Raw genomic sequence first — 18314 nt, 5'->3', positions numbered from 1 at the left:
GATGAGCATCCTGCTCGGCGTCATCATGCTCTTCGCACTGCTCTCCGCCGTTCTGGCGGCGGGGCAGGCGATCGCCATCAGCCGTTTGGCTGCGGCGAGCGGCCCGAGCTGGCGCGAATGGCTTTTCAGTTGGTGGCGCTTTGAACGCGTCGCCGGCTGGGCAGGCCTCAGCGGCGAAGTGCAGGCTGCCATCTACAAGCGTGCCGTCATCGCATGCCTTTTCTTCGTGATCCTTGGCCTGATCCTTAGTGGCTGGGTCGTCAACCAGCGCCAGGCGCCGGCGCCCGTCGCCGCGTCTGCCCTTATCAATGATTGGCGCGTGCTGCCCGCCGCGCAATTTGCCGAACAATTCGAAATTCGCCGCGTGGCCCCCATGCCCGGCACTACCATTCTGGAGAGCTGATATGCCCCAAATCCTCATGCCCGCCCTGTCGCCAACGATGGAAGAGGGCAAGCTCTCCAAGTGGCTGGTCAAGGTCGGTGATACCGTCAAGTCCGGCGACGTGCTGGCCGAAATCGAAACCGACAAGGCGACGATGGAAGTCGAATCCGTCGACGAAGGCGTGGTTCGTGAAATCCTCGTGGCCGAAGGCACCGAAGGCGTGAAGGTGAATACCCCGATCGCGCTGGTTCTGGCCGAAGGCGAGAGCGCAGGCGCTGCGCCGGTCAAGGAAACCGCTCCCGAGCCGTCCGAGGCTCCGGTCGTTGCGGCAGAAAAGGCCAATGATGCGGCTCCCGCTGCTGCCGTTCCGGCTGCACCGAAGTTTGAAGCCCAGGCTGATCCGGATCTGCCGGAAGGCGTCGAAATGGTGGAACTGACCGTTCGCCAGGCGCTCAACGAAGCCATGGCCGAAGAAATGCGCGCCAATCCCGACATCTTCATCATGGGTGAAGAAGTCGCCGAATATCAGGGCGCCTATAAGGTCACCCAGGGCCTGCTGCAGGAATTCGGTCCGCAGCGCGTTGTCGATACTCCGATCACCGAGCACGGCTTTGCCGGTCTCGCCGTCGGTGCGGCTTTTGCCGGCCTGCGTCCGATCGTTGAATTCATGACCTGGAACTTTGCCATGCAGGCAATCGACCAGATCATCAACTCGGCTGCCAAGCAGCTCTATATGTCCGGCGGCCAGGTCACCGCGCCGATGGTGTTCCGTGGTCCGAACGGCGTTGCCTCGCGCGTTGCCGCTCAGCACAGCCAGGACTATTCGGCATGGTATAGCCACGTTCCGGGTCTGACCGTTATCGCGCCCTATAGCGCGGCCGACGCCAAGGGCCTCCTCAAGGCGGCGATCCGTTCGCCGAACCCGGTTGTCTTCCTCGAAAACGAAATTCTCTATGGTTCGACCGGCCTTGTGCCGAAGGTCGATGATTATGTCCTGCCGATCGGCAAGGCCCGTATTGCCCGCAAGGGTGCCGATGTGACCATCGTCTCCTTCTCCATGGGCATGCGCTATGCGACCCAGGCGACCGAGAAGCTGGTTGCGGCCGGTGTCGACGTTGAACTGATCGATCTGCGCACGCTGCGCCCGATGGACAGCGACACCGTCATCGAGTCGGTCAAGAAGACCGGCCGCCTCGTGACGGTGGAAGAAGGCTGGCCGCAGGGCGGTATCGGCGCTGAACTCGCCGCCCGCGTCATGGAACAGGCTTTCGACTATCTCGATGCGCCCGTGCTGCGCGTGACCGGCAAGGACGTTCCGATGCCCTATGCTGCGAACCTCGAAAAGCTGGCACTGCCCAATGTTGACGAAGTGATCGCGGCTGTGAATGCCGTGACCTATCGCTCGTAAGGAGACCCGGTATGCCTATCGATATCACCATGCCGGCGCTCTCTCCCACGATGGAAGAGGGCAAGCTCGCCAAATGGCACGTCAAGGAAGGCGATAGTGTTTCTTCCGGTGACGTGATCGCCGAAATCGAAACCGATAAGGCCACGATGGAAGTCGAGGCCGTGGACGAGGGCAAGATCGGCAAGATTCTCGTGGCTGAAGGCACCGAGAATGTGAAGGTCAACGCCGTTATTGCCGTGCTGCTGCAGGAAGGCGAAGACGCCAGCGCTGTCAGTGCACCGAAGGCAGAAGCGCCCAAGGCCGCACCGGCTCCTGCTGCTGCTGCGGAAGCTCCGAAGGCCGCAGCACCCGCGCCAGCCGCGCCGAATGCCAATACCGGCTCCAGCGCTCCGGCTGCCGCGACCAAGGCCCCGGCAAAGTCGGAAGGTGGTCGTGTGTTCGCTTCGCCGCTGGCCAAGCGTCTTGCCAAGGACGCAGGCATCGACCTTTCCAGCATCGCCGGCTCGGGCCCGAAGGGCCGCGTCGTCAAGTCAGACGTCGAAGCTGCCAAGTCCGGCAAGGGTGTCAGCAAGCCGGCTGCCGGTGCTCCGGCTGCTGTCGCTGCGCCTGCGGCCGGCATGAGCAAGAACCAGGTCATGGCGCTCTATGAGGAAGGCTCGTACGAAGTCGTCCCGAACGACGGCATGCGCAAGGTCGTGGCGGCACGCCTGACCGAAAGCAAGCAGACCGTTCCGCACTTCTACCTGACGCTCGATTGCAAGATCGATGCGCTGATGGCAGCTCGTGAACAGATCAACGCCGCCGCGCCCAAGGGCAAGGACGGCAAGCCGGGCTACAAGCTCTCGGTCAATGATTTTGTAATGAAGGCCTGGGCCGTTGCGCTGCAGCGCGTGCCGGCCGCCAACGCGACCTGGGCCGGGGACTCGATCCTTTATCACAAGCGTTCGGATGTTGCCGTGGCCGTCTCGGTGCCGGGTGGTCTCTTCACCCCGGTGGTGAAGTCTTGCGACACCAAGACCCTGCGCGAAATCTCGGAAGAGGTGAAGGATCTGGCAACGCGTGCAAAGTCCAAGAAGCTGGCGCCGCATGAATACCAGGGCGGTTCGTCTTCGGTCAGCAACCTCGGCATGTTCGGCATCAAGCACTTTGCCGCCGTGATCAACCCGCCGCATGGCACGATCCTCGCGGTCGGCGCCGGCGAAGAGCGCGTCTATCCCGAGAACGGCCAGATCAAGATCGGCCAGTTCATGACGGTAACGCTCTCCTGCGATCACCGCGCCGTCGATGGTGCGCTGGGTGCGGAACTGCTCGGCGTGTTCAAGGGCCTAATCGAAAACCCGGTGATGATGCTGGCCTAGGGGCAGGGCGCATGAAAACCATCCTCGCCTATGGCGACAGTCTGACCTATGGGGCCAATCCGCAGCCGGGTGGCCCCCGCCATGCCTACGAAGACCGCTGGCCGACCGCGCTGGAGCGCGGCCTGGGCGGCGGGGCTCGCGTCATCGCCGAGGGCCTTGGCGGCCGCACCACCGTCTCCGACGATTGGTACGCCGCTGCTGATCGCAATGGCGGTCGCATACTGCCGACGTTGCTCGAGAGCCATTCGCCGCTCGATCTCGTCATCATCATGCTCGGCACCAATGACCTGAAGCCGGCCATTTGCGGTTCAGCGCTCGAAGCCTCGTTCGGCATGCGGCGCCTGGTGCAGGTCATCCGTGGCCACTATGCCGGCAAGGGCGAGACCGCGCCGCAGATCGTTCTCGTCGCGCCGCCGCTGGTTTGCGACAGCGACAATGCCGACATGATGGGTCATTTCGGTGGCTTCGCTCACGGTCTCGAACAGTCCCGACAGTTTGCCACCCACTACGCCAAGCGGGCGCAGGAGTGGAACACCGGCTTCTTCGACGCAGCGACGGTGGCCGTTGCCTCGCCGCTCGACGGTATTCATCTCGACGCGGCCAATACCCGCGCCATCGGCGAAGGCCTCGTGCCGCTCGTCAAACAAATTCTGGGTCTCTGACCCGCCTATTTTCTGGAGGCCCTCATGGCTGACCAATACGATCTTCTCGTCATCGGCGCCGGTCCCGGCGGTTATGTTGCTGCCATTCGCGGCGCGCAGCTTGGCATGAAGGTGGCCATCGTCGAGCGCGAGCACATGGCCGGCATCTGCTCCAACTGGGGTTGTATCCCGACCAAGGCGCTGCTGCGCTCGGCCGAAATCTATGGCCATATGGGCCATGCAAAGGATTATGGCCTGACGGCGGAAAAATTCGGCTTTGACATCGACGGCATCGTCAAGCGTTCGCGCGCCATTGCGGCGCAGATGAACAATGGCGTGCAGTTCCTGATGAAGAAGAACAAGATCGACATCATCTGGGGCGAGGCGACGATCACCAAACCGGGTGAGATCAAGGTTGCTGCCTCGAAGAAGCCGATCGTGCAGCCGCAGGGCCCCGTGCCGAAGAATGCGCTCGGCGATGGCACCTACAAGGCCAAGAACATCATCATCGCCACCGGTGCGCGTCCGCGCGTACTGCCGGGCATCGAGCCCGATGGCTACAAGATCTGGACCTATTTTGAAGCGCTGAAGCCGGCGGAAATGCCGAAGTCGCTGGTGGTCATGGGTTCGGGTGCCATTGGCATCGAATTCGCCTCCTTCTACCGCTCGCTGGGCGCGGAAGTGACCGTCATCGAATTGCTGCCGCAGATTCTGCCGGTGGAAGATGCCGAGATTTCGGCTCTGGCCCGCAAGCGCTTGGAAAAGCGTGGCATCAAGATTCTGACGGAAGCCAAGGTCGCCAAGGTCGAGAAGACCAAGGACGGCGTTGTGGCTCACGTTGAAACCAAGGATGGCAAGACGCAGCAGATCGCTGGGGACAAGCTGATCTCGGCTGTTGGTGTGCAGTGCAATATCGAAGGCCTGGGCCTCGAAACGGTTGGCGTGAAGACCGAGCGCGGCGCCATCGTCATCGATGCCTATGGCAAGACCAATGTCGATGGCATCTGGGCCATCGGCGACGTCGCCGGCCCGCCGATGCTGGCGCACAAGGCCGAGCATGAAGCCGTTATTACGGTCGAAAAGATCGCCGGTATGAAGGTGCATGGGCTGGAAAAGCTCAAGGTTCCGGGTTGCACCTATTGCGAGCCGCAGGTGGCGAGCGTGGGTCTGACCGAAGCCAAGGCCAAGGAAGCCGGTCGCGAGATCAAGGTCGGCCGTTTCCCGTTCGTGGGCAATGGCAAGGCCATCGCGCTGGGTGAGCCCGATGGCCTTGTTAAGACCATCTTCGATGCGAAAACTGGGGAACTCCTCGGCGCCCACATGATTGGTGCCGAAGTCACCGAGCTCATCCAGGGCTTTGTCGTGGCGATGAATCTCGAAACCACCGAAGAAGAACTCATCCACACCATCTTCCCGCATCCCACGCTAAGCGAAACGATGAAGGAAAGCGTGCTCGACGCCTATGGGCGCGCGCTGAACATCTGATTGCGTCTGGCAAACTCAGGGTGTCACCCCGGCGAAGGCCGGGGCCCATCCTGAGCACTGTGATCGAGGCACCACCTCAGGATGGATCCCGGCCTTCGCCGGGATGACATCGGAGGATGGGGGAAGCAGAAAACCAGAGGAGTTATCCACATGGTGAAGGCAATTCAGATCGGCCTCGGACACTGGGGTTTTAGCTGGTCCAAGGAAGTTATCCCCAAAGTTCCCACTGTTGAGATGGTGGGTTATGTGGATACCAGCCTCGACGCCACGGCCCGCGTTCAGACCGAGCTGGGGATCGACCCAAAACTCTGTTTTTCGAGCCTCGACGAGGCTGCCAAGCATACCGATGCCGTTCTCGCCATATGCACGCTCCGCACCGAGGCGCATTACCCGGTCGTCAAGCGCTGCCTAGAGCTTGGCTACAACGTCATCGTCGAAAAGCCCTTCACCACGACCATTGCCCAGGGCAAGGAACTGGTGGCGCTCGCCAAGGCACAGGGCAAGGTGCTGATGGTGAGCCAGAACTATCGGCACCAGCCGGCGCCGATTGCGGCGGCCAAGCTGATTGCGGAAGGAAAGTTCGGCGCCATGAACATGGTGTCGATCGACTTCCGCCGGCATGGACCGAGCCAGGGCTACCGCTACTGGGACATGCCCGATCCGCTGCTGGCGGACATGTCGATCCACCACTTCGACCTGATGCGCTATGTGCTCAATGACGAACCGGTCCGGCTCTCCTGCCGCACTTGGAATCCGCCGGGTAGCCCGTTCCATTTCCATCCGAGCGGCGCCGCGCTGATCGAATTCTCCAAGGGCACGATGGTGTCTTACCGCGCGAGCTGGATGAATTCGGGTCCGGTGACGCCATGGGCCGGTGAATGGGTGATGGATGCGGCCGAAGGCCAGATCCACTGGACGTCACGCGACCATTTTCGCGACAAGACCGGTCCGGATGTGGTTACGCTTCAGGCGCTCGACGAAAAGCCCAAGCCGGTCAAGCTTGATACTGTCGAATTCCCCGATCGACGCGGCACGCTCAATACCATTGCCGGCGTCATCGAGACCGGCAAGGTGCCGGTCGGCTTCAGTTCGGGCGAAGACAATCTCGGCTCGCTGGCGCTGGTGCAGACCAGCATTCTCTCGGCCTCGCGTGGAGGCGACTGGACCGAGATCTCTGAAGTTTTAGGCTAGCGTCAACGCAAGCCTGCCTATCACTAAGGTCGGGTTGAACCGACGGCTCAAGGGAGCGATATAGGGGCAAGCCCCAGACAGGACTATCATGGTCACGCTCATCGACAATTCGGTTGCAAAACCGCGCCACCCGGAAAAGGCCAATCGGCCCGACAGCATTGTGCTGCGCAAGCCCGACTGGATCCGCGTCAAGGCGCCGGGTTCGCCCGTCTACAAGGAAACCCAGCAGATCGTGCGCGAGAACAATCTCGTCACGGTTTGCGAAGAAGCGGGCTGCCCCAATATCGGCGAGTGCTGGAGCAAGAAGCACGCGACCATGATGATCATGGGCGAGATCTGCACCCGCGCCTGCGCCTTCTGCAATGTGCGCACGGGCATGCCGACTGCGCTCGATCCCAATGAACCGGAAAACGTCGCCCGGGCCGTGGCCAAGCTTGGCCTCGAACACGTCGTCATCACCTCGGTCGATCGTGATGATCTGGCCGATGGCGGCGCCCAGCACTTTGCCGACGTGATCCTTGCCATTCGCGCGGCGACGCCAAAAACCACGATCGAAATCCTGACGCCGGACTTCCTGCGCAAGGAAGGCGCGCTGGAGATCGTCGTGGCGGCCAAGCCCGACGTCTTCAACCACAACCTCGAAACCGTGCCGTCGAAGTACCTGAAAGTTCGTCCCGGCGCCCGTTACTTCCACTCGATCCGGCTTTTGCAGCGGGTGAAGGAAATCGATCCGTCGATCTTCACCAAGTCCGGCATCATGGTCGGCCTCGGCGAAGAGCGGAACGAAGTTCTGCAGCTCATGGACGACCTGCGTTCGGCCGATGTCGACTTCCTGACGATCGGCCAGTATCTGCAGCCGACCAAGAAGCACTATCCTTTGCAGCGCTTCGTGACGCCGGAAGAATTCAAGTCCTACGCCACCGTCGCCAATGCCAAGGGATTTTTGCTGGTTTCCTCAAGCCCGCTGACGCGCTCGTCGCACCATGCCGGCGAGGATTTTGCTCAGCTCAAGGCTGCGCGTCTGGCCAAGCTGGGGCACTGATGAAGCGATTTTTCGAGCGGCACGTGCCGCACCTGCCTCGGCCGATGTTCGAGATCGTGGCGGATCTGGAGCGCTATCCGGAATTCATCGCCAACTGCAAGGCGATGGAGGTTCGTCCCGACCCGGCAGCGCGGGGGCGGGATGTGCGTCTGGCCCGGATGACACTGAGTTTTGGGCCGATCACTCAGGCCTATACGAGCCGGGTTACGGTTGATCCGGAAGCTTTGACCATCACCGCCAAGGCGGTCGACGGCCCCTTTGCCTATCTCGACAGCGTCTGGAGTTTTGAGCCCGAAGGGCAGGGCACGCGCGTGCGTTTCGAGATCGATTTCAAGATCTCAAACCCGCTGATTGCCGCTGTCGCCGAGCCGGCCTTTGCGGCCAAGCAGGACGAAATCATGCAATCCTTCGCCGACGAGGCTGACCAACGCTACGGCGGATAGCGCCTAGTCTTCGTCGCTCGTCAGCACCTGCATTACGAGGTCCAAGGCCGCGTTCACCGTTGCCTTGCGCACCTCGTCGCGGCCGATGTCACCAAAACGGTGCTCGATGACGACGGTGGCAAGATCGGTGGACACGGCGACATAGACGAGGCCAATGGGCTTTTTCTCGCTGCCGCCATCGGGACCGGCAATGCCGGTAGCCGAAACGGCGATGTCGACGCGGGCCGTGTTGCGGGCGCCGTCGGCCATGGCGCGGGCGACCTGGTTGCTCACGGCCCCATAGTCGTGGATCAGGCGCTGCGGCACCTGGATCATGCGGGCCTTGGCGGTGTTGGAATAGGTGATGAAGCCGCCATAGAGCGCTGCCGAGGCGCCGGGGATATCGGTGAGGGCGGCGGCGATGAGCCCGCCGGTACAACTTTCGGCCGTGACGATTGTCTTATTGCTGTCACGCAGCAGGTCGATGATGCGTTTCTCTATGCTGGGCTGAGGGGATTTGGCCATCACTCATCCCTCGGTACTTCGACGCTTGCACTTGCCATGGCCACGATACCTTCCTCCCGCCCGGTAAAGCCGAGCCTCTCACTCGTTGTCGCCTTGATCGCCACGCGATCGGGCTTGATCCCCAGAGTCTGGGAAATCACAGTGCACATCGCTGGAACGTGTTTGGCAATCCTCGGCGCCTCGCAAACGATGGTCACATCGAGATTGACAATGCGTCCGCCGCGTTTTGCGACGAGGTCGCCGGCATGTTTGAGGAAGAGCGTGGAGGCCGCGCCGCGCCATTGCATGTCGCTGGGCGGGAAGTGAACGCCGATATCGCCTTCGCCGATGGAGCCCAGAATGGCGTCCGTGAGGGCATGGAGGGCTACGTCGGCGTCGGAATGGCCCTTGAGTTTGGCCGTGTGCTCGATGCGCACGCCACCGAGCCAGACCGCATCGCCGGGTTCGAAGGGGTGAACGTCAAAGCCGGTGCCGACGCGGGTTTCCATGGCCTTGTCTCCTGAAATATGCCGCTCTGCCCGTCGAAAATCTTCCGGATGCGTGATCTTGAAATTGTTGCGGTCGCCCGCAGTCATGGCGACGCGGAGGCCGGCCCATTCGGCGATCTCTGCATCGTCGGTGAATTCGCGGCGCACGGTTGCGGCGCGCATGTGAGCGGAAAACATCTGGCCGAAACGAAAACCCTGCGGCGTCTGGGCGGCAAAGAGCGTGCGGCGGTCTTCCGTCGTGAGCACTACTTGCCCGTCCGGCGCGCGCTTGATCGTGTCGGTCAGCGGCAGGGTGGGCAAGGCGCCATCATGCGAGGCGAGGGCCGAAATCACGGCGTCGATCTGCTCGACGGTGACGAAAGGCCGCGCTGCGTCCTGGATCAGCACGAGGTCCGGCCGCAGTGCTGCGATGGCCTTGAGGCCTTCGAGTACCGATGCCTGGCGGCTGGCGCCGCCGGGAACCGGATCACGAAGACGCTCGTCCGCAAGGCTCAGCGCCTGATAGCGCTCGGCATGGTCTACGTGGATGACTGGAACAACGGCCGAAATGCCGGGATGGGCAAGGAAAGCGTCGATGGTACGCGCCAGAACCGGGCGGCCGCCGACGCGGCGGTATTGCTTGGGTTCGGCAAAATCCCCTGTTTGCGCGCGCTCGCCTTTTCCGGCGGCAACAATGATGGCGGCTATGAATTTTGGACGCGTAGACATATAGGCAGGGGGAACTCGGACCGTCGTTTGTCTGATTGGTCTAGCCTCCGCCTTGGCATGCGGCAAGAGCAGCGCTGGTTCCCACTTGGCGCGGGGGCCTTAACAGTTGCGCCACGCCTCAAAATGATTATTGTGCGGGCACCTTCTATAAATTGACCATTTCTGGGGCAGTCGTTGTCGGGTAATGCCTTTACATTGAGCATTGGCGGGCATGCTGTCCGCAGCCGCGCCTTCCTTGCCCCCATGGCCGGAATCACCGACCGCCCCTTCCGCGAGATTGCGGAGCGCCATGGGGCCGGAATGGTCGTGTCCGAAATGATTGCCAGCGCCGCGCTCGGGACCGGTCATGTGGACATGGTGCGAAAACTGCGCCGCGCCGGTGACCTGCCGCACATGGTGCAGCTTGCCGGCTGCGAGGCCGGCTGGATGGCCGAGGGCGCCCGGATTGCGGAAGGGGCAGGGGCCGACATCGTCGACATCAATTTCGGTTGCCCCGCCAAGCGCGTGACCAATGGCTATGCCGGCTCGGCACTGATGCGCGTGCCGGACCAGGCGCTTGCGATTGTCGAGGCGGTCGTTGGCGCCACCAATCTGCCGGTCACCGTGAAAATGCGGCTCGGTTGGGATGACGATAGCCTCAATGCGCCGCAGATTGCGCGCATGGCGGTCGATGCAGGCGCGCAGATGATTACGGTGCATGGACGGACGCGGCAGCAGTTCTACAAGGGCACGGCCCGCTGGGCACTGGTGCGCGCGGTCGTCGAGGCGATTCCGGTGCCGGTTGTGGTCAATGGCGATATCGTCGATGCCGAAAGCGCAGAGACGGCGCTGGAGCAGTCCGGCGCTGCTGCTGTGATGCTCGGGCGCGGCGCGCAGGGGCGTCCGTGGCGGGTGGGCCAGATCGGCGCGACCCTTGCCGGCGAAACGCCGCGGGAAGCGCCAAAGGGTGCAGAACTGATCGCGCTGATCCAGGCGCACTACGAAGAGATGCTTGTCGAATACGGCACCGAGGTCGGCTCGCGCGCGGCGCGAAAACATCTCGACTGGTATGCCGAGGCGGCCAATCTCGAACTCGACAAGCCGACCCGCACGGCTCTTCTCAACAATGACCAACCGGCCGAGGTCATCGACCTGATCGGCCGGGTGTTTTCGCCTGAATGGAGAGTGGCTGCATGAGTGCTGCCATATCGGCCCCCGATACACTGCCGTCCCGCTCGGTTTTGCAGGCCCTGCCGCAGCCGATCATCGTTCTCGATGAGCAGCACAAGATCCAGTTCGTGAACTATGCGGCTGAGGCCTTTTTCGGCGCTTCGCTGAGCGTGCTGACGCGACAGAAGCTCGATGATCTCATCGCCTTCGGCTCGCCGATCATTTCGCTGGTCGAGACCGTCGTGCAGCGCCGTGCGCCGATGACGGAGTATCGCGTGCGCATCGGCTCTTCCCGCTTTGGCGACGAGCGCATTGCCGACGTCTTTGCGAGTCCGCTTTCGGATGTCGATGGGCGCGTTGCCCTGTTGATCCAGGAACGCACCATGGCCGACAAGATCGACCGGCAGATGGTGTCGCGCGGCGCGGCGCGTTCCGTGACGGGCCTTGCCGCCATGCTGGCGCATGAGATCAAGAACCCGCTTTCGGGCATTCGTGGCGCGGCGCAATTGCTGGAACAGACGGTTTCGAGCGACGAGGTCCCGCTGGCGCGGCTGATCCGTGAGGAGACGGACCGCATTGTGGGTCTGATCGACCGCGTGGAAGTGTTCGGCGATGAGCGCCCGATGGAGCGCGAGCCGATCAATATCCACGTCGTGCTCGACCGGGTAAAACTGCTGGCGCGCAATGGCGTGGCGCGCGGCATTACCTTCTTCGAAGAATACGATCCCTCGCTGCCGCCGGTCTTCGGCAATCGTGATCAGCTTATTCAGGTCTTCCTGAACCTCGTTAAGAACGCGGCGGAAGCGCTTGAAAGAACACCGAAACCGGAAATTCGGCTGTCGACGGCGTTCCGGCCCGGCATCCGTATCAGCGTGGCTGGGGTGGCCGAGCGTATCTCGCTGCCGCTCGAAATCGTCATCGAGGACAATGGGCCCGGTGTGTCGCCCGATACTCTGCCTTTCCTCTTCGATCCCTTTGTGACCACCAAGACCAATGGCTCCGGGCTGGGCCTCGCGCTTGTCGCAAAAATCGTGGGCGATCACGGCGGGGTAATCGATTGCGATAGCCGCCCCGGGCGGACGCGTTTCCGCATACTGCTGCCGGTCGCCAGCGGCGCCTTCCAACAAAGCTCGTATGAGGTATCGACGAAATGAGCCATGTCGTTTTGCTCGCTGACGACGATGCCGCCATCCGTATGGTGCTCAACCAGGCGTTGACCCGCGCCGGCTATGAAGTGCGCCCGACCGGCAATATTTCGACCATGTGGAACTGGGTGAGCCGCGGCGAGGGTGATGTTCTCATCACCGACGTCGCCATGCCCGACGGCAATGCCTTCGAGGTGATGCCCAAGATCAAGAAGTTGCGTCCCGATCTGCCGATGATCGTGATGTCGGCGCAGAACACGTTCATGACGGCGATCCGCGCGTCCGAAGTCGGCGCCTATGAATATCTGCCAAAGCCGTTCGATATCACCGAAGTGCTTTCCGTGGTTTCGCGTGCATTGGCAGACGCCAAGAAGCCGGCCAGTGCCGAGCGAAAGGTCGAGGAAGCGGGCGATACCATGCCGCTCGTTGGTCGCTCGGCCGCGATGCAGGACATTTATCGCGCCCTAGCGCGCCTGATGCAGACCGACCTTACGGTGATGATCACCGGCGAGAGCGGCACTGGCAAGGAACTGGTGGCGCGGGCGCTCCACGACTTCGGCAAGCGTCGCAATGGGCCGTTCGTCGCCATTAACATGGCCGCTATTCCCCGTGACCTCATCGAAGCAGAGCTTTTCGGTCATGAGAAGGGCGCCTTCACCGGGGCCAATACCCGTTCGTCCGGCCGCTTCGAACAGGCCGAGGGTGGCACGCTGTTCCTTGACGAAATCGGCGACATGCCGATGGACGCCCAGACCCGCCTGTTGCGCGTGTTGCAGGAAGGCGAATACACCATGGTCGGTGGCCGCAACGCCATCAAGACCAATGTCCGCATCGTTGCCGCGACGCACCGCGATCTCAGCCAGATGATCCGGCAGGGGCTATTCCGCGAGGACCTTTACTACCGCCTCAATGTCGTGCCGATCCGCCTGCCGCCGCTGCGCGAGCGCATCGATGATATTTCGGACCTTGTGCAGCATTTTTTGCGTGCTGCAGAGCGTGAAGGCGAGGCGCCCAAGACACTATCGTCCGAAGCGATCCGGCTGATGCAGAACTATTCCTGGCCGGGCAATATCCGTGAGTTGGAAAATCTCGTCCGTCGCCTGTCGGCGCTCTATGCCGACGAAAGCATCTCGGCGGAGATCGTGCAGAACGAACTCAATATCGCCGATCGACCGACCGTAACGGCGGCGACCGGCCCTGTGGATGTTTCGACGGCCGTCGAAAGCCATGTCGGTCAGTTGCTGCGCGAATATGAGCCGAACCTGCCGCCGGCCGGGCTTTACCAGCGCGTCATCGACCGCGTGGAAGCCCCGCTGATCGCCATGGCGCTCAATGCCTGTGGCGGCAACCAGATCAAGGCGGCCGATCTTCTCGGGCTGAACCGCAATACGCTGCGCAAGAAGATCCGCACGCACTCCATCGAGATCGTCAAGCACAGCCGGCGCAACTAGAGCGCTTCCAGGAAAAGTGGGAACCGGTTTTCCGGTTCGGAAGCGCGACTGAAAACTAGCGCCGCATCTGCTCGCGACGGGTGCGGTGTTCGGTCCAGGCCAGCATCAGCCCGGCAGCAATGACGAGAGCGGCGCCGGCATAGACCGAGGGCAGGGGCGTTTCGCCCCAGAAGAGAAAGCCGAAGACAAAGGCCCAGATCAGGGCGCCATATTCTACGGTGCCGAGCACGCTGGCGGGGACGAGCTTGGCGGCCTCGACCAGGATGAACTGGGCTACGCCGCCGATGATGCCCGCGGCGACGATGAACAGCAATTCCTGCCAGCCCATGCCCTGCCAGAACGGGATGCTGACAACACCCATGACGAGAGCATGAATGAGGTTCTGGGCAAAGACCTGCACGAGTGCGCTGTCGGACTTTGAAATGGTCCGCATCAGGATCATGGCGATGGCCCAGCTCAAGGCGGCGAGCAACACCATGATGACGGGCAAGCTCAGGGTAAAGCCGCCGGGATTGGCCGCCACGATAACGCCGAAAAAGCCGATCGACGCCGCGCCGACCCGCGCGAGCGTCAGGCGCTCCTTGAGAAAGATGGCGGCAAGAACCGTGGTGAGCACCGGCGCGAAATAATAGAGCGTCGTCATCTCGGCGAGTTGCAGGTCGCGGCCGGCGCTGTAGTACATCACCCAGGCAGCGAGTGTGAGCAGGCCGCGGCCCAGGATCATTCCGCGATTGGACGACGCCCAGAGTTTTCCGAACAGAAAGCTGCGGCCGATGACCATGCATAGCAAAACAATGATCACGCCGCGCACGAACAGAATCTGGGCGGCCGGCAGCGCATGGATGATGCCTTTGATAAAGGCGTCATGCACGGCGAACAGCGTATAGGCAAGGATGCCCATGGCCATGCCCTTGAGGCTGGCGGTGTCGGTACTGGTTAGGGAGGGCGTGGTCACGGGAGGCTCGCGGGGCGATTTCGGCCCTCTTTGCCCGTGCCCGATGCCATTGTCCAGTGACGAACTTTTGCCCTTGCAGGGGCGCACTGTCACATTTCGGCAACAATTATCTTGAAGGGTCCGGCGAATTGGGTCAGGCTTTGCGGCCTAAAGCAGCAATTGCGTTTAATTTGCGTTACGCAGTGGTGCCTTTGCTGGAACAGAAAGCCGGAGCATACCGAGTATTGCATGACTGAGGCGGTTAGCCGAGACATCGACGCCCCCGCCAAACCCATGGCGAGGACGAGTGTAGGACGTTCGCTGTTCTCCGCCGAGGGGAATGGTCCCTTGCGCGTGCTCGGCTTCCTGGTTGTGTTTGCTTCCGTTCTGCTGTCCTCGGTGTCGTTCCTCATCCTTTCCGGCACGACCAATATCGAGCCTTCGGCCGAAATCTGGACGGTGATCTGGGTCGCGACCGGCATTCTGGTGCTGCTGGTTCTGGCGCTGGTGGTGACCGAGGCGGTGCTGCTCGTTCAGGCGCGCATTCAGCGCGTGCCCGGCTCGGCGCTGCAGATGCGCATGGTGGCGATGTTTGCGCTGGTCGCCGGCATCCCGGCTGTTCTCGTGGCCATCGTTGCGACGATCGCGCTTAACCAGGGCCTCGACCAGTGGTTCTCCGAGCGCACCCGCGCCATGGTGGAAAGCAGCCGGCTTGTGGCGCGCTCCTATATGCTGGAGCACGCTCAGGTGCTGCGCGACGATATCATCTGGGTCGCGACGGAACTTGAGCAATCCCACGCGACCTATATCGACGATCCCTCGCGCTTCGAACGTATTCTTACGGCTCTCGCGGTGACGCGTTCGCTGCCATTCACCGCCCTGATCGATGGCGAGGGGAATATGTTGCAGCGAGCTCAGATCAACGTCGCTGGTGGCTATCCGCGTCTTCCCCAGGGGATCACTGAGGGCGTCGTAGAAGGCATTCCGACGCAAATTTCGCCGGGTAGCACCAACCTCGTCGGTTCGGTCATCAAGCTGCGCGGCTATGACGACGTATTCCTCTTCGTGGCTCGTCCGGTGGATGCGGAAGTACTTCAATATATGCGCCTAACCGACGATAATATCACGGAATATCGTCAGTACGCGTCCAATCGCCTCGTCTTCCAGATCACCTTCACTATCATGTATGTCGGCCTGGTCGTGGTGCTGCTGCTCGCGGCGCTCTGGATCGGTATTGCGCTCGCCAACCGCTTCGTGGACCCGATCCGAAATCTCATGATCGCCTCGCGCCGCGTCAGCGGCGGCGACCTCGATGTGCGGGTGCCGGTACAGGCTGGACGAGGCGACTTCCGCGATCTCTCCAACGGCTTCAACCGCATGACCGAGCAGCTCAAGACGCAGCGCGAAGAGCTGCTCATGGCCAACGAGGTCAACGAGAAGCGTCGTCAGTTTACCGAGGCTGTGGTGGAAGGCGTGTCGGCCGGCATCGTCGGTCTTGATCCCTTTGGCGCCGTGACGCTGGTCAATGCCCGCGCCTGCCAGATGCTGGGAAGAACCGAAGTCGAGATGATGGGCGAGCCCATGGAAGAAATTCTTCCCGAGATCGCCCCGACCATCGATAAGGCTCGTTCCGCCCGCCGGGGGCAGGTGCGCGACCAGATCCAGTTGGGTAATGAAACCAATCGGCGCATCTACCAGATCCAGCTCACCCGCGAAGGCTCTATCACCGAGTCCAAGGGCTATGTGCTGACCTTCGACGACATCACCGATCTCGAATCCGCCCAGCGCACCAGCGCCTGGGCCGACGTGGCGCGCCGCATTGCCCACGAAATCAAGAACCCGCTGACCCCGATCCAGCTTTCGGCTGAGCGCCTGCGCCGCCGTTATGGCGCCAAGCTCGAAGACGACCGCGATGTTTTCGACAAGTGCATCAATACGATCGTGCGCCAGGTGGGCGATATCGGCCGCATGGTCGACGAGTTTTCTGCCTTTGCCCGCATGCCGGAAGCGGCGCCCGAGCGTGCTGACCTGTCCGATACCATCCGCCAAGCCGTTTTTCTCGAGAGTGTACGCTTGCCGGAAGTTGCCATTGCCACAGATTTGCCCGATGAAGCGATCTATGCCTGGTTCGACACGCGGCTGGTGGCGCAGTCTCTTACCAACCTGATCAAGAATGCCGTCGAGGCATTCGAGGGGCTGGACGTAGGCTCGGACTGGCAGCCGGGCATCAAGGTCGAAGCGCATTACGAGGGCAATCATGCCCGCGTGTCGGTTTCCGACAACGGCAAGGGTTGGCCCAAGGAGAACCGGCAGCGGCTGCTTGAGCCCTATATGACGACACGGGAAAAGGGAACCGGACTGGGTCTCGCCATCGTTGCAAGGATCATCGAGCAGCATGGCGGGATCGTGGAACTGGTCGATGCCGAACCCGACGAACAGGGCAGGGTGGGTGCCTGCGTGACCTTCACGCTACCCCTGCGCGCCCCGCAAAAAACAAATGAAAAGGACGATTCGGTCCAGGTCGAGCCCGAATTGCCCCAAGAGGAGGAGTCGCTGGTGCCAGCGATTGTCCAGAAGTAGATGGCTCTAGATATTCTCATCATCGACGACGAAGACGATATCCGCGATCTCATTGCCGGCATCCTCGAGGATGAAGGTTTTGAGACGCGCCAGGCGCATGATGCCGATAGCGGCCTCAATGAAATCGCCCGCCGGCGGCCGAGCCTGGTGTTTCTTGACATCTGGATGCAGGGCTCGCGTCTCGATGGCCTGCAGCTTCTGGACGTATTCCAGAGCCAGCACCCGGATATGCCCGTGGTGATGATCTCGGGCCACGGCAATGTCGAAACCGCCGTCTCGGCTATTCGCCGAGGCGCCTATGACTATATCGAAAAGCCCTTCAAGATCGATCGGCTGCTGCATGTGACGCAGCGGGCCATGGAGGCGACGCGCCTTCGCAACGAAGTGGCCGAACTCAAGGAGCGCTCGGCCTCCAAGAGCGCCGATATGGTCGGCACGTCGCCCTCGCTCCAACAGGTGCGGGGGCTCATCGACAAGTCGGCACCGACCAATTCGCGCATCTTCATTGCTGGCCCTTCGGGTGCCGGCAAGGGTCTTGTGGCGCGCCTGATCCATCAGCGTAGCCCGCGCAATGACGCGCCCTTTGTCGAGATCAACGCCTCGCTCTATGCGCCTGATGAAGTTTCGGTGGTGCTGTTCGGGCGTGAGGGGCGCGACAAGTCCGGCCTCTTGCAGGTAGAAGTCGGTGCGCTGGAACGCGCTCATGGCGGCACGCTCTACCTCTCGGAAGTCACGACGCTTCCGGCCCAGGTGCAGACGGCGCTCTTGCGCACGCTTGTCGAGAATCGCTTCAACCGCGTGGGCGGCGCGCAGGCCGTGCCGATCGACGTGCGCATCATCTCCTCGAGCTCGCAAAATGTTTCGGGCCTGACCGAAACCGGTGAATTCCGCTCGGACCTTTTCCACCGTCTCGCTATCGTGCCGGTGCAATTGGTGCCGCTCAAGGAGCGCCGCGAGGATATCCCGCCGCTGGTCAGCGTCTTCATCGAACAAATCTGCCGCATGCACAATCTGCAGCGCATGGCCATCGGTGACGATGCCATCGCCGTGCTTCAGGCGCAGGATTGGCCAGGCAATGCGCGGCAATTGCGCAATTCCATCGAGCGCCTGCTTATTCTCATGAAGGATCAGCAGCCCGAGGATGGGGTCATTACGGCCAGCATGTTGCCCTCGGATATCGGCGAAGTGTTGCCCACCGTAGGCGACACAGATGCCTCGGCGCACCTGATGAGCCTGCCGCTGCGCGATGCCCGCGAAGTCTTTGAAAGGCAATATCTTTTGGCGCAGATCGAACGGTTCGGTGGCAATATTTCCAAGACGGCGGAATTCGTCGGCATGGAGCGCAGTGCCTTGCACCGGAAGATCAAATCGCTTGGACTTTAGTACAGCCATGAAAATGGCAGTG

General features: G+C 61.9%; 16 protein-coding genes. 13 read left to right on the top strand and 3 right to left on the bottom strand.

What is annotated here, in order from left to right; genetic code table 11:
* Position 1: 1 nt before the first annotated feature.
* The 8 genes from JP75_RS02475 to JP75_RS02440 all read left to right on the top strand — a co-directional run bounded on the left by JP75_RS02475 (position 2) and on the right by JP75_RS02440 (position 7950).
* Positions 2 to 403, top strand: coding sequence for a hypothetical protein (locus JP75_RS02475; protein WP_035078751.1), 402 nt, complete (start codon positions 2 to 4; stop codon positions 401 to 403).
* 1 nt (position 404) lies between these two features.
* Positions 405 to 1790, top strand: a complete 1386-nt coding sequence (locus JP75_RS02470; protein ID WP_035078747.1) for a pyruvate dehydrogenase complex E1 component subunit beta — start codon at positions 405 to 407, stop codon at positions 1788 to 1790.
* A gap of 11 nt (positions 1791 to 1801) precedes the next feature.
* The gene (locus JP75_RS02465) at positions 1802 to 3148 is read left to right on the top strand and encodes a pyruvate dehydrogenase complex dihydrolipoamide acetyltransferase (RefSeq protein WP_035078744.1); all 1347 of its coding nucleotides are present in this window, start codon (positions 1802 to 1804) and stop codon (positions 3146 to 3148) included.
* 11 nt (positions 3149 to 3159) lie between these two features.
* Positions 3160 to 3810 carry an SGNH/GDSL hydrolase family protein gene (locus JP75_RS02460; protein WP_035078741.1) on the top strand — a complete coding sequence of 217 codons (651 nt, stop codon included), beginning with the start codon at positions 3160 to 3162 and terminating at the stop codon, positions 3808 to 3810.
* Between the two features lie 24 nt (positions 3811 to 3834).
* Positions 3835 to 5274 carry a dihydrolipoyl dehydrogenase gene (gene lpdA, locus JP75_RS02455; protein ID WP_035078739.1) on the top strand — a complete coding sequence of 480 codons (1440 nt, stop codon included), beginning with the start codon at positions 3835 to 3837 and terminating at the stop codon, positions 5272 to 5274.
* A 150-nt stretch (positions 5275 to 5424) separates the two neighbouring features.
* Positions 5425 to 6465 (top strand): Gfo/Idh/MocA family protein, encoded by a 1041-nt coding sequence (locus tag JP75_RS02450; protein WP_051960204.1) that lies wholly within the window; start codon positions 5425 to 5427, stop codon positions 6463 to 6465.
* An 88-nt stretch (positions 6466 to 6553) separates the two neighbouring features.
* Positions 6554 to 7507: a lipoyl synthase gene (lipA, locus tag JP75_RS02445; protein WP_035078736.1), complete on the top strand. Its 954-nt coding sequence runs from the start codon at positions 6554 to 6556 to the stop codon at positions 7505 to 7507.
* Entirely contained in the window at positions 7507 to 7950 is a 444-nt protein-coding gene (locus JP75_RS02440; RefSeq protein ID WP_051960202.1) for a type II toxin-antitoxin system RatA family toxin, read from the top strand. The genes lipA and JP75_RS02440 overlap by 1 nt, the downstream gene beginning before the upstream one ends.
* Before the next feature lie 3 nt (positions 7951 to 7953).
* On the opposite strand, the gene JP75_RS02435 is transcribed toward JP75_RS02440, so the two are convergent.
* Positions 7954 to 8454, bottom strand: a complete 501-nt coding sequence (locus JP75_RS02435; RefSeq protein WP_035078733.1) for a CinA family protein — start codon at positions 8452 to 8454, stop codon at positions 7954 to 7956.
* Complete coding sequence (locus tag JP75_RS02430; RefSeq protein ID WP_035078731.1) at positions 8454 to 9650, bottom strand: bifunctional 2-C-methyl-D-erythritol 4-phosphate cytidylyltransferase/2-C-methyl-D-erythritol 2,4-cyclodiphosphate synthase; 1197 nt, start codon at positions 9648 to 9650, stop codon at positions 8454 to 8456. Before JP75_RS02430 ends, JP75_RS02435 begins: the two co-directional genes overlap by 1 nt.
* Positions 9651 to 9824: 174 nt before the next feature.
* Here JP75_RS02430 and dusB point away from each other — a divergent pair, with 174 nt between their 5' ends.
* From dusB to ntrC, 3 genes are read left to right on the top strand one after another with little or no spacing between them, the layout of a single operon-like run.
* Positions 9825 to 10826 carry a tRNA dihydrouridine synthase DusB gene (dusB, locus tag JP75_RS02425; protein ID WP_084587427.1) on the top strand — a complete coding sequence of 334 codons (1002 nt, stop codon included), beginning with the start codon at positions 9825 to 9827 and terminating at the stop codon, positions 10824 to 10826.
* A complete protein-coding gene (locus JP75_RS02420; protein WP_035078727.1) occupies positions 10823 to 11953 on the top strand; it encodes a two-component system sensor histidine kinase NtrB in 1131 nt (376 codons plus the stop codon). The genes dusB and JP75_RS02420 overlap by 4 nt, the downstream gene beginning before the upstream one ends.
* Positions 11950 to 13395, top strand: coding sequence for a nitrogen regulation protein NR(I) (ntrC, locus tag JP75_RS02415; RefSeq protein ID WP_035078726.1), 1446 nt, complete (start codon positions 11950 to 11952; stop codon positions 13393 to 13395). Before JP75_RS02420 ends, ntrC begins: the two co-directional genes overlap by 4 nt.
* A gap of 55 nt (positions 13396 to 13450) precedes the next feature.
* Here the strand turns inward: ntrC and JP75_RS02410 are convergent, their stop codons facing one another.
* Complete coding sequence (locus JP75_RS02410) at positions 13451 to 14350, bottom strand: DMT family transporter (protein WP_051960197.1); 900 nt, start codon at positions 14348 to 14350, stop codon at positions 13451 to 13453.
* Positions 14351 to 14578: 228 nt separating this feature from the next.
* Here JP75_RS02410 and JP75_RS02405 point away from each other — a divergent pair, with 228 nt between their 5' ends.
* Positions 14579 to 16909, top strand: coding sequence for a sensor histidine kinase NtrY-like (locus JP75_RS02405; protein ID WP_084587425.1), 2331 nt, complete (start codon positions 14579 to 14581; stop codon positions 16907 to 16909).
* Positions 16910 to 18292, top strand: a complete 1383-nt coding sequence (gene ntrX / locus JP75_RS02400; RefSeq protein ID WP_035078723.1) for a nitrogen assimilation response regulator NtrX — start codon at positions 16910 to 16912, stop codon at positions 18290 to 18292.
* Positions 18293 to 18314: the final 22 nt, after the last annotated feature.

This window comes from Devosia riboflavina, assembly GCF_000743575.1.
Lineage (GTDB): Bacteria > Pseudomonadota > Alphaproteobacteria > Rhizobiales > Devosiaceae > Devosia > Devosia riboflavina.
The sequence above is the reverse complement of the archived record's forward strand: the minus strand, read 5'-3'. Positions and strand labels throughout refer to the sequence as shown.

What these genes read in the sequence shown, in the direction of transcription:
- lipA (WP_035078736.1), top strand. Translation starts at nt 6,554, where the DNA reads ATGGTCACGCTCATCGACAATTCGGTTGCAAAACCGCGCCACCCGGAA.
- JP75_RS02450 (WP_051960204.1), top strand. Translation starts at nt 5,425, where the DNA reads ATGGTGAAGGCAATTCAGATCGGCCTCGGACACTGGGGTTTTAGCTGG.
- JP75_RS02435 (WP_035078733.1), bottom strand. Translation starts at nt 8,454, where the DNA reads ATGGCCAAATCCCCTCAGCCCAGCATAGAGAAACGCATCATCGACCTG.
- lpdA (WP_035078739.1), top strand. Translation starts at nt 3,835, where the DNA reads ATGGCTGACCAATACGATCTTCTCGTCATCGGCGCCGGTCCCGGCGGT.
- JP75_RS02420 (WP_035078727.1), top strand. Translation starts at nt 10,823, where the DNA reads ATGAGTGCTGCCATATCGGCCCCCGATACACTGCCGTCCCGCTCGGTT.
- JP75_RS02440 (WP_051960202.1), top strand. Translation starts at nt 7,507, where the DNA reads ATGAAGCGATTTTTCGAGCGGCACGTGCCGCACCTGCCTCGGCCGATG.
- JP75_RS02405 (WP_084587425.1), top strand. Translation starts at nt 14,579, where the DNA reads ATGACTGAGGCGGTTAGCCGAGACATCGACGCCCCCGCCAAACCCATG.
- JP75_RS02430 (WP_035078731.1), bottom strand. Translation starts at nt 9,650, where the DNA reads ATGTCTACGCGTCCAAAATTCATAGCCGCCATCATTGTTGCCGCCGGA.
- JP75_RS02475 (WP_035078751.1), top strand. Translation starts at nt 2, where the DNA reads ATGAGCATCCTGCTCGGCGTCATCATGCTCTTCGCACTGCTCTCCGCC.
- ntrC (WP_035078726.1), top strand. Translation starts at nt 11,950, where the DNA reads ATGAGCCATGTCGTTTTGCTCGCTGACGACGATGCCGCCATCCGTATG.
- JP75_RS02465 (WP_035078744.1), top strand. Translation starts at nt 1,802, where the DNA reads ATGCCTATCGATATCACCATGCCGGCGCTCTCTCCCACGATGGAAGAG.
- ntrX (WP_035078723.1), top strand. Translation starts at nt 16,910, where the DNA reads ATGGCTCTAGATATTCTCATCATCGACGACGAAGACGATATCCGCGAT.
- JP75_RS02470 (WP_035078747.1), top strand. Translation starts at nt 405, where the DNA reads ATGCCCCAAATCCTCATGCCCGCCCTGTCGCCAACGATGGAAGAGGGC.
- JP75_RS02460 (WP_035078741.1), top strand. Translation starts at nt 3,160, where the DNA reads ATGAAAACCATCCTCGCCTATGGCGACAGTCTGACCTATGGGGCCAAT.